Raw genomic sequence first — 9,152 nt, 5'->3', positions numbered from 1 at the left:
TTTAGCCTTTAGCCTTTAGCCTTTAGCCTTTAGCCTTTAGCCTTTAGCCTTTAGCCTTTAGTCTTTAGCCTTTTATTCTTCTGGCGTAAGCCCCAAACTATTAAATAATTTAGCCCGTGTATTTAATAATTTAACTTGTATTTCATTTTGTTTTAATTGAGAATTGATCAATTTTTGTTCTCTAGAGTTTACTAAAAACAGGGAGCTTTCACCTAAAAAGAATTTACGTTCTTCGGCATTAAGCATTGTTTTATAATTCACAACCATTTTTTCGATTAGGCTGAATTGTTTATCTAAAGAATTTATTTCGGCATAAGCCATATTGATTTTATTTCGAATAGCTAAGTTTTGTGCACTACGTTCATAATTAGCATCCTGTAATTTGAACTTAGCTAATTTTAAATCACCGCGTTCTTTTCGCAAAAATAGGGGAGTGCTAAACTTAATACCAGCTTTGTATTCCCTTTGATTAAACGTGTCAATTTGTTCTGGAGAACTGCTTATAAAATTATAGTTTAAATCAAGTTTAGGAAGTAGTTTGTTTAATTTAAGGTTTTTGTCTACGTTTAGGCTTTTTATTTTGTAGTTCAAAGCTTGAATTTTTGGATGATTATCCAACTGTAAACTATCTATTCTAGGATCATTAATTTCGAGCAGGGAGGCTACTATAGTCGTTTCGGGAACATTTGGTTTTATGTTAGGTTGTAAGTCCAAAGGAATATCATTTAACCACAAAAAGTTACTTACTTTAAAAGCACTTTTAATTCTTTTTAAGCGAGCGGCTTCTAAACCAAGTTGTCTACTTTGGAGTGTTATTTTGGCTTCGATAGAATCAATGGCTGCTTTATCACCTGTTTCCACACTACGTTTGGTCGCTTTAAAACGGGTCTGCGCGTTTTTTAAAGAATCATCATAAATAGTTTCTTCGGTAGTGGCTTTTATCCAATCAAAATAGGCCAATGTAGCTTGGTAAATGAGTTCATTAACAAGTAAACTACGTTCGGCTTTGGTTTGTTCTAAAAAGAATTTTGCTTTTTTAAGTGTGGCCATTCGATCATTGATTAATAAACCTTCTAAGGCAGAAACACTAAGACCGGCACTATACAAGCCATTTTTAGGAACATTGTTTTGTGGATTTAAAAACACTCCAGTATTTTCTTCAAAATTGGCTTTAAATTCGACACCATACCAAGTAGGTATTTTAAAAGTGGCGTTTAAAATATCGTAATATTCCTGTTTTTTAAATTCTTTATTTTGATAATCAATTTCGATTTTGGGATCAAAACCTCCTCTAGATTTTAACAAGTTAGCTTCCCCCATGCTTAAGTTTAAATTAGCTTGTTTAATTATAGGGTGGTGTTTTTTTACAAAGCTTAAAAATTCTTGATAGCTAAAAACCCCTGTTTTTTGGTAAAGGTTGTTTTGTGCAAAACTAATAGAGGTGACTAGCAAGGAACAAAGGAGTAAAAAGGGATATAAATATCGGTTCATTAGGTTACTTCTTTTTAGTTTTGTTAGCATCTGTAGTACTCTTTTCGGGAGTATAATAGTTTGGAGGGAAACCATTTAATTGTCGCCACAACTCATACCACAATGGAACATTTTCTAATAAAGCAATAGTGTATGCACCAGAACCTGGGCGTAATTTATTGGGCCATTTATGATCATTTGCATCTGGTGCAATTAAGATTCTAAATTTACCATTATCACTTATAAAAGTTTCAACAGCCACCACTTTTCCGCCATAAGTTCCATAGGATACATTGGGCCAACCGCTAAAAAAAATAGCGGGCCATCCATCAAATTGGACACGAATTTTTTCTCCTAAATGGATTAGTGGTAAATCAATAGGGCTCACAAAAGTTTCAACGGCTAAATCATATTTTGAAGGCATAATATTCACTAATTTTTCACCTTCTTTAAAGGTTTCTCCAATACCACTTCGAATGGCTTTGTTTATAAACCCATCCTGTGGAGCGGTAATGTAATACAGTTTATTACGTAAACTATAATTGGTGGATTGTGTTTCAAGTTTAGAAACTTGTACTTCTGCTTCGTATTGGCTTGATTCGGCAGAAAATTTGTCGCTTCTGGATTTTGATATTTTATTAGCATATTCGTTTGAAATTCGGCTGATTTCAATTTGTGCATTAAAAATATTGTTACGGCTTACCAATAACTTATTTTCTTGCGAAATTAATTTGGCTTGCATTTCTTGTAATTTCAAGCGTTTTTGTTCTACAGCAGTCACTGATTTTAAGCCCTCTGTTTGTAGCGTTAAAGTTCGATCGTATTGTTTTTTAGCAATCTCATAATTGTTTTTGACAGCTACAAAATCTGTACTATCACTAATTACTTTTAATTTGGCTTGTTGTAATTTATTTTTTGCCTGATTTAATTTTAGTCTCGATTCATTTTGCAATGCATTTACTTGATTATCCAGTGCCTTGGTTTTTTCAATGTATGAAAGCACAGATTTACTTTTAGCATCACGTTGTGTATTGGTTCGTTCGACCAATTGGGGATCCATATATTCATTTTTAACTTCAGAAATAAAAAGAATAGTATCTCCTTTTTTAACAAAATCTCCTTCTCTAATAAACCATTTTTCTATTTTACCAGGAATGGGAGATTGGATTGTTTGAGGACGTTGATCGGGGGTAAGGGTAGTAACAAAGCCTTTTCCCGAAACATTTTGAGTCCAAGGTAGAAATAGACATATGAATCCTACTATGGCTGTAAGTCCTAAAAAACGATTAAAATATTTGAAGTGTCTGGTTTTATGAGCTGCCTGATACGCTTCAAAGCCATCTAAAGGAACCTTTTTTCCTAATTTATTGTTTGAAATATTAAGCATTAGTATCTGTTTTGTATGTTAAAACTCCATCTTTTAATTCAACTGTTTTGTTACATTTATTATCCCAGAGCGAGCTTCGACTAGCAACAAATAATGCCCATGGACGTTTTGAGTCAATCAAAAATTCAATAATTTCTTTAGCCTCATTGGTTTCAAAATCTTCTAAGGCGTCTTTTAATAATAAAAGTTTAGGTTTGGAAACAATAGCACGGGCAAGTACAAGTCGTTTGGCAATTTTGTAAGGTATATGTAAGCCATCGGATTGAATTAGTGTATGAATTCCTTTGGGTTGTTCTTTTACAAAATTAAGCAGCCCCGTATTTTTTAATGCCCAGTGTACGCGTTCCTGAGAAATAGATGTATTACCTAAAGTAATATTTTCAAGAATAGTACCTTCAAATGGAAGCTGTTCAGGGAGTACAACGCCTATTTCTTTTCGATACTCTTCTAAAGAAATAGCGCGTATAGAAGTATCATTAACATATAGCGCTCCATTTATTGGGGGTAAAATCCCCGAAATAATTTTAAATAAAGTAGCTTTCCCTGCACCTGTGGCTCCTAAAAGTAATATACGGTCGGATTCGGTAATAGTTAAGTTTGCAGATCGAATAATATTTTTTTTATCGATAGTCGTATATTTTATTTCGTCTAATTCGATATTCAATTTTTCATTACCAGTTATAAATGAATCAACACCAGAGTCTGGGTCAAGTTCTTTATCAACAACTTGTCCTATTTTTTCCAAAGAAGTAAGGACATCATAAAAAGATTCTAAGCCTTTAATTAACTTTTCTACGGAACCAATAACCAATAAAATAATGATTTCTGCAGCTACAAATTGTCCAATATTCATTTTTTGATTTAATACCAATAAGCCACCAATAACCAGAAGTCCACCAGTTACTAAAATTTTAAACCCAATCATTTGGGCAAATTGAAGCATAAGTATTTTAAAATGACTTTCGCGAGCATTTATATAGTCTAAGGTTAGTTTGTCATTACGTTCCATAACCAAGCTGGTCTTACTCGAAATTTTAAAACTAATCAATGAACGGGCTACTTCTTGAATCCAATGTGCCACTTTGTATTTTCCTTTGGATTCTTTTAAACTAGTATCCATACCTTTTTTGGCAGTTAACTTGAAAACAATGTAGATTAAACCAATTAAAAGAAATCCATATAAAATGAAAAATGGATGATAGAATGATAAAAGAATTAGACCAAAAACAATTTGTAAACCAGCCGCAGGGAAATCGATTAAAATTTTGGATAACCCCTTTTGCACGGTAAGGATATCAAAAAAGCGATTGGCTAACTCTGGAGGATAATGATCTCTTAATTCTTCTAATTTTATTTTAGGAAATCTGTATGCAAATTCAAAAGAAGCACGAGCAAATATTTTTTGTTGCATATTTTCCAGAATACGCATTTGCATTAATTGTAAAATACCTTGAAAAGCGACACCAACAGTTACTAGTATAACAAGTATAATCCACGAACTACTCACTTGAGCTCCTTGTATTAAATTTATAATAGCTTGTATTCCTAACGGAAGTGTTAAAGCAACTAATCCCGCAAAAATAGCATAGTAAAAAATTTGTCGAATGTCTTTTCTGTCTAATTCCAAAAGACCTGTAAAACGTTGCCAAGGGGTTTTTTCTGTTACCATAAGGAGTTATTTTTGTATCGTTTTTAAAACTAAGTCACTATAAAAGGAAGTAGTTGTTTTGGTGTCTGAACAATCAGTTATTAAAGGGAAATGCTCTCTTAAAAAATGTTGATGCAAAGCCCCTTCAACAATAGAACTAGCTAATGATGCCGGATATTGATATTTGGGGTTGACTTGTCCTATCATTTCTTTGATTCGAATAATAAGTCGTTTATAAATGGAAAAATAACCCTCTTTATTTTCATCATCAACTTCTTTTGTTAAATAAGATTTGCTGTATTCGGCAATAAGAATTTTACTTAGCTTCACTTCGTTTATATGTGAAAATCTAGAATCTTCACGAATTACATCACAAATAATTTCTATGGCTTTGATTAGTTGGTTTTTAGGATTTGAAATTCCATTAGTTGAAAAAACCAGTTTATACTCCAACCAACCCCAATACCAGGATGTAAGGTATAATAGGAGTTTATGTTTATTTTCAAAATACCTATAAATAGAGCTTTCGTTTGATCCAATTTCTTTACCTAATTTTTTAAAATTGAAGCATTCAAAGCCAATGGAATGAATTAATTCAATACTGTGCTTTAAAATACGTTTACCAAGATCAGAACTTTCAGGATCTTTCAAGTAAATTTTTTCGTTCACACTAATTTTAATATTTATAAGTAATCTTTCCATTTTAAAATATTATACTAACAAATTTAATAGTATTACTATTAATTAAAGGGTGTTTAACTTTTATTTATGAGTTGACAACTATTTTTTTTTAAAATGAATTTATAATGAACAAATACAGGGGCATACCCAAAGTAATATTAAAAGGAAAAGTAACGGCTAGTGCCATAGGGATGTATAAACTTGCATTTGCTTTTGGTACAGCTAATTTCATGGCTGCAGGTACAGCTATGTAAGAGGCACTAGCGGCAAGAATAGCAAATAAAAGGCGATTTCCAATTCCAGAAATAAAGTAACTAGTAACTAAGGCCACAATGCAACCATTAATTATAGGTATAATTATAGAAAACATACTAGCAAACCATCCTTTTTTAATAAATGTTGATAATTTTTTGCCACTAGTAATACCCATATCCAATAGAAATACGGCTAAAAAACCTTTAAAAATATCTGTGGTAAAAGGTTTAATCCCTTCGGCTTGGGCTTCGCTAGCTAAAAAACCGATACATAAACTACCAATAATTAAAAGTACACTTCCGTTTGTTAGTGCGTGTTTTATTACTTCGGTGAATGAAAAATTACTATGTTCTTTTTGGTATATTGAAATTAATAATAAACCTACCAGTATTGAGGGAGCTTCCATTAAAGCCATTACAGCTACCATGTACCCTCCAAAGGGAATTCCTTTTAACTCCATAAATGATATAGTGGTTACAAAGGTTACTGCACTCACCGAGCCGTATGAGGCTGCTATAGCTCCAGCATTTGAAATGCTAAATTTTTTTCTTAAAATAAAAAAGGTATATATGGGCACCAGTATGGCTAAAAGTATACCAAAGCCTAAGGACCAAAAAATCTCTAAGTTTAAATGGCTATGTGATAATTCCTGCCCTCCTTTAAATCCTATAGCGATTAATAAATAAAGTGATATAAATTTGGATGAATTTTCAGGAATTTTTAAATCGCTTTTTAATTGTACGGCAACTATTCCTAAAAAAAAGAAGAGTAAAGCAGGGTTAGTTAGATTATCAATTAATAAGTGTATATCCATAAAGCTTTAATAAAAATGAAATTTAAGATGTAATAGGGAAGGAGTATCGAATTTTAGATTAAGAAATAAAAACACGTACTATTTGTTTTTAAGTTTAATTTCAATAGTTGCATTAATTTCTAAATGTTCATTGGTTGCTTTTGCCAATCGTAAAAAATCTTTTGTTAGTTGTTTTTCTTCTTTTAGTTTATCAATTCTGGTAACATCATAAGCACACTCATTATTTAGGTCTCCTTCGGTAATTGATAAAATTTTTATTTTGTGGTAATTGATTTTTTCATCTATCAATGCCATAAGTACATCACTTGCTTCTTGCGGAGTAAAAACACCATCGATAAGGTTAATTTTTTGGCTAATTTTTAGTGGGTTGTTTAATAATTCGGTTTCCATTTTTTTGTTTTTTAATTGAACATTACAAATATGGAACAACTGATTAATAAATTTTTATTTGTATTTTATATGTAATGCATTAATATTTTTTATGAATTTTGATTTTCTAGAAATGTGGATACAAGAGGGTGAGATGTACGTTCTACAATATACATGCGTAATAGATTTATTTTAATTTAATACTGGTATTATATACGTTAAATAATTATTAGGTCTCAATTCCACAAAAACTATAGAAATTTATGTTAGAGTTATTACGAATAATTTGTAAAGCATTAAAAATCCATTAGATTAGCTCTTTATATAATAGATATATGTGTAACTAGGTACACATATACAATTGTTATGTGCAAGCTAAAAAAACACCGAGATACAAATGACAACCAATGAGCTGAAAGAGCTATTAGATAATTTTTTAGAACGTTGGCAAACTGAGGATATTTAACAAATGACTTTGCAAGAATATGTCGGAGTTGGAAATAAAGACACTTTTTGTCAATGGGTTGAGACTAAAACTAGAATGCTCGGAAGTATTAAAGGAATGACTTCGATTAAGTTTGGAGTTTATGAGAGAAAAGACCCTAATAAAAAACCGAAAAATTATGAGAATGACAAAGCTTATTCTTGGCTAAGAGGTTACGGAAAAAATAGAACAGAAGCTTTTCAAAACGTAAAAAAAAGACATAATTAGAATCGTAGATTTTGCTCAAAAAGGCAATTTAGAAAAGATTGATAATATAATTCTGCCAGACCTATTCAAATGGAAAGTTGCATTCTTATTTTCAAATGAACGCTTAATTCCAATATACAAAAGAGATGTCCTCTTTAAAATCGCGAATCATTTTGGATTAAAAACTAATAGAAACACAAGGATTTCAGAAATTCAAAGTATTCTTATCTCTGAAAAACCCGCAAATCAAAATGTTTATGATTATATGAGGGAATTATATGACCGATTTGGAAGAGGGAAAGAAAAAGAAATTATAACAGGAAAAGAGAAATCGCCCAGAAAACAAGGAAAAAGAAAACGTAAAGGCTCAACTAAGAGAAATACTTCTAGCCAATCTAGAACTGTTACTCGTTCATATATAGCTGAACAAAAACACAATATTATTCAGGAAGAATTACAGAGGCAATTAATTGAATCCTATGGAGAATCAAATGTTGTGCTAGAAGAAAATTATGTAGACGTAAAATTAATTCAACCAAATTATTTAGGTTTTTATGAAGTAAAATCTGCTTCTTATGCCAGTGAATGTATAAAGGAAGCATTAGGTCAAATTTTACTTTACACTCATTATGATGAAGATTTAAGAACTAAGAAAATATATGTTGTTGGACAATACCCTGCGACAGAACAAGATAAAACATATATTGATTTTATAAAAAACAATCTGAATATTGAATTTGACTATCTTGATATAAATATTGAGTAAAAGCCAGCACATAACAAAGGCTATAGTTAATACGGGTTTTAGTGCTTAACCCAAAGTTTAGAGCTTTTAACTAAGTCCGCCAAATCTTTTGATTTGGCTTTATAAAGAAAAAGATAAAACAAAATAAAAAGTTTTGGCTAAGTGCTTAATCGAAAGTTCACTACTTTTAATTCCCGTACTAACCATAGCCGAGCCGTTGTATGCAAGTAAAACGCAACCAATTCGATAACTATGCATCTAATATTTATAAAACTCTAATATCTAAATTATGATAATATCGAGAAACTACTTGGTTGGTCTAATTATTTTCATTTCGCTTATAAGCTGTGAAAAAGATGAAAATTTTAATGATGCTAATGAACAAACATTAAACAACCAATCAGGATTTATTAAAAACTTTGTTGCAACAAGAGGCGATTATCAATGGTTAGTAGGTATAAAAAATGGTATTGATACTACATATTATTTTGATAAAAATCTTGATAAAAAATATAAATCTGATTATTTAGAGATTAAGGTAAATGCTAATATGACTAATGACTCAACTGTCATTTATAAACCCTTACCTAATGATATACCGACTACTGACTTTAAAGTGAGGAATATAGAAATAATAAATATTAAGGTAGTTAAAAACTAAAACCTGCATACAACACATAAAGCATTCGTCTTGCCGATAGGCTATAGATGAATGCGATGTTGACTGATCCGGTGGTGGATTTATGGGGAAAGTGATGAGGGGTGCTCCTTAATTTTAAAAAGTACAAGCCCGTTTTTAAAAAACTTTATTGTTTGATCCCCTTCTCTAGCTAGCAAAAAATGAATCCTTTACTATAGATTATAAGTTTTATGTGGGGTTTAATCTGATTTTGAGCTATTTTCTTTAAGTTTAAACAATACCTGTCCTGTCCCTATTATGGAATTTTTTTAAAATTTATGTCGTCTTTAGTTTGTCTAACCATCGCTTTGGTGGACCTCGTACGCCAAAGTAAGAGATGATTTGCAAAGTACCTTTTTTACATTTAGGGCAAATACGGTGGTTATCCTTGCCCATTTCTTCTTTGACATTAA

At 31.2% G+C, this 9,152-nt stretch carries 9 protein-coding genes; 3 read left to right on the top strand and 6 right to left on the bottom strand.

What is annotated here, in order from left to right:
* Positions 1 to 72 precede the first annotated feature (72 nt).
* The 6 genes from KQA_RS0213050 to KQA_RS0213025 form a co-directional block, all read right to left on the bottom strand.
* On the bottom strand, positions 73 to 1,491 hold the full coding sequence (locus KQA_RS0213050) for a TolC family protein (protein ID WP_010181844.1): 1,419 nt from the start codon (positions 1,489 to 1,491) through the stop codon (positions 73 to 75).
* A gap of 4 nt (positions 1,492 to 1,495) precedes the next feature.
* Positions 1,496 to 2,857, bottom strand: coding sequence for an HlyD family secretion protein (locus tag KQA_RS0213045; RefSeq protein ID WP_010181843.1), 1,362 nt, complete (start codon positions 2,855 to 2,857; stop codon positions 1,496 to 1,498).
* The gene (locus KQA_RS0213040) at positions 2,850 to 4,526 is read right to left on the bottom strand and encodes a peptidase domain-containing ABC transporter (RefSeq protein WP_010181842.1); all 1,677 of its coding nucleotides are present in this window, start codon (positions 4,524 to 4,526) and stop codon (positions 2,850 to 2,852) included. The genes KQA_RS0213045 and KQA_RS0213040 overlap by 8 nt, the downstream gene beginning before the upstream one ends.
* A 6-nt stretch (positions 4,527 to 4,532) precedes the next feature.
* Positions 4,533 to 5,207, bottom strand: coding sequence for a TetR/AcrR family transcriptional regulator (locus tag KQA_RS0213035; protein ID WP_010181841.1), 675 nt, complete (start codon positions 5,205 to 5,207; stop codon positions 4,533 to 4,535).
* Positions 5,208 to 5,295: 88 nt separating this feature from the next.
* Positions 5,296 to 6,255 (bottom strand): sodium-dependent bicarbonate transport family permease, encoded by a 960-nt coding sequence (locus KQA_RS0213030; RefSeq protein ID WP_010181840.1) that lies wholly within the window; start codon positions 6,253 to 6,255, stop codon positions 5,296 to 5,298.
* 78 nt (positions 6,256 to 6,333) lie between these two features.
* Entirely contained in the window at positions 6,334 to 6,645 is a 312-nt protein-coding gene (locus tag KQA_RS0213025; protein ID WP_010181839.1) for a hypothetical protein, read from the bottom strand.
* A 448-nt stretch (positions 6,646 to 7,093) separates the two neighbouring features.
* Here KQA_RS0213025 and KQA_RS0213020 point away from each other — a divergent pair, with 448 nt between their 5' ends.
* The 3 genes from KQA_RS0213020 to KQA_RS0213010 all read left to right on the top strand — a co-directional run bounded on the left by KQA_RS0213020 (position 7,094) and on the right by KQA_RS0213010 (position 8,721).
* A complete protein-coding gene (locus KQA_RS0213020) occupies positions 7,094 to 7,336 on the top strand; it encodes a hypothetical protein (RefSeq protein ID WP_010181838.1) in 243 nt (80 codons plus the stop codon).
* Between the two features lie 244 nt (positions 7,337 to 7,580).
* On the top strand, positions 7,581 to 8,081 hold the full coding sequence (locus tag KQA_RS0213015; protein ID WP_010181837.1) for a hypothetical protein: 501 nt from the start codon (positions 7,581 to 7,583) through the stop codon (positions 8,079 to 8,081).
* A 268-nt stretch (positions 8,082 to 8,349) separates the two neighbouring features.
* A complete protein-coding gene (locus KQA_RS0213010) occupies positions 8,350 to 8,721 on the top strand; it encodes a hypothetical protein (RefSeq protein WP_010181836.1) in 372 nt (123 codons plus the stop codon).
* Positions 8,722 to 9,152: the final 431 nt, after the last annotated feature.

The organism is Aquimarina agarilytica ZC1, from assembly GCF_000255455.1.
In the GTDB taxonomy this organism is placed as follows: domain Bacteria; phylum Bacteroidota; class Bacteroidia; order Flavobacteriales; family Flavobacteriaceae; genus Aquimarina; species Aquimarina agarilytica.
This window is presented reverse-complemented; position numbering and strand designations above follow the sequence as displayed.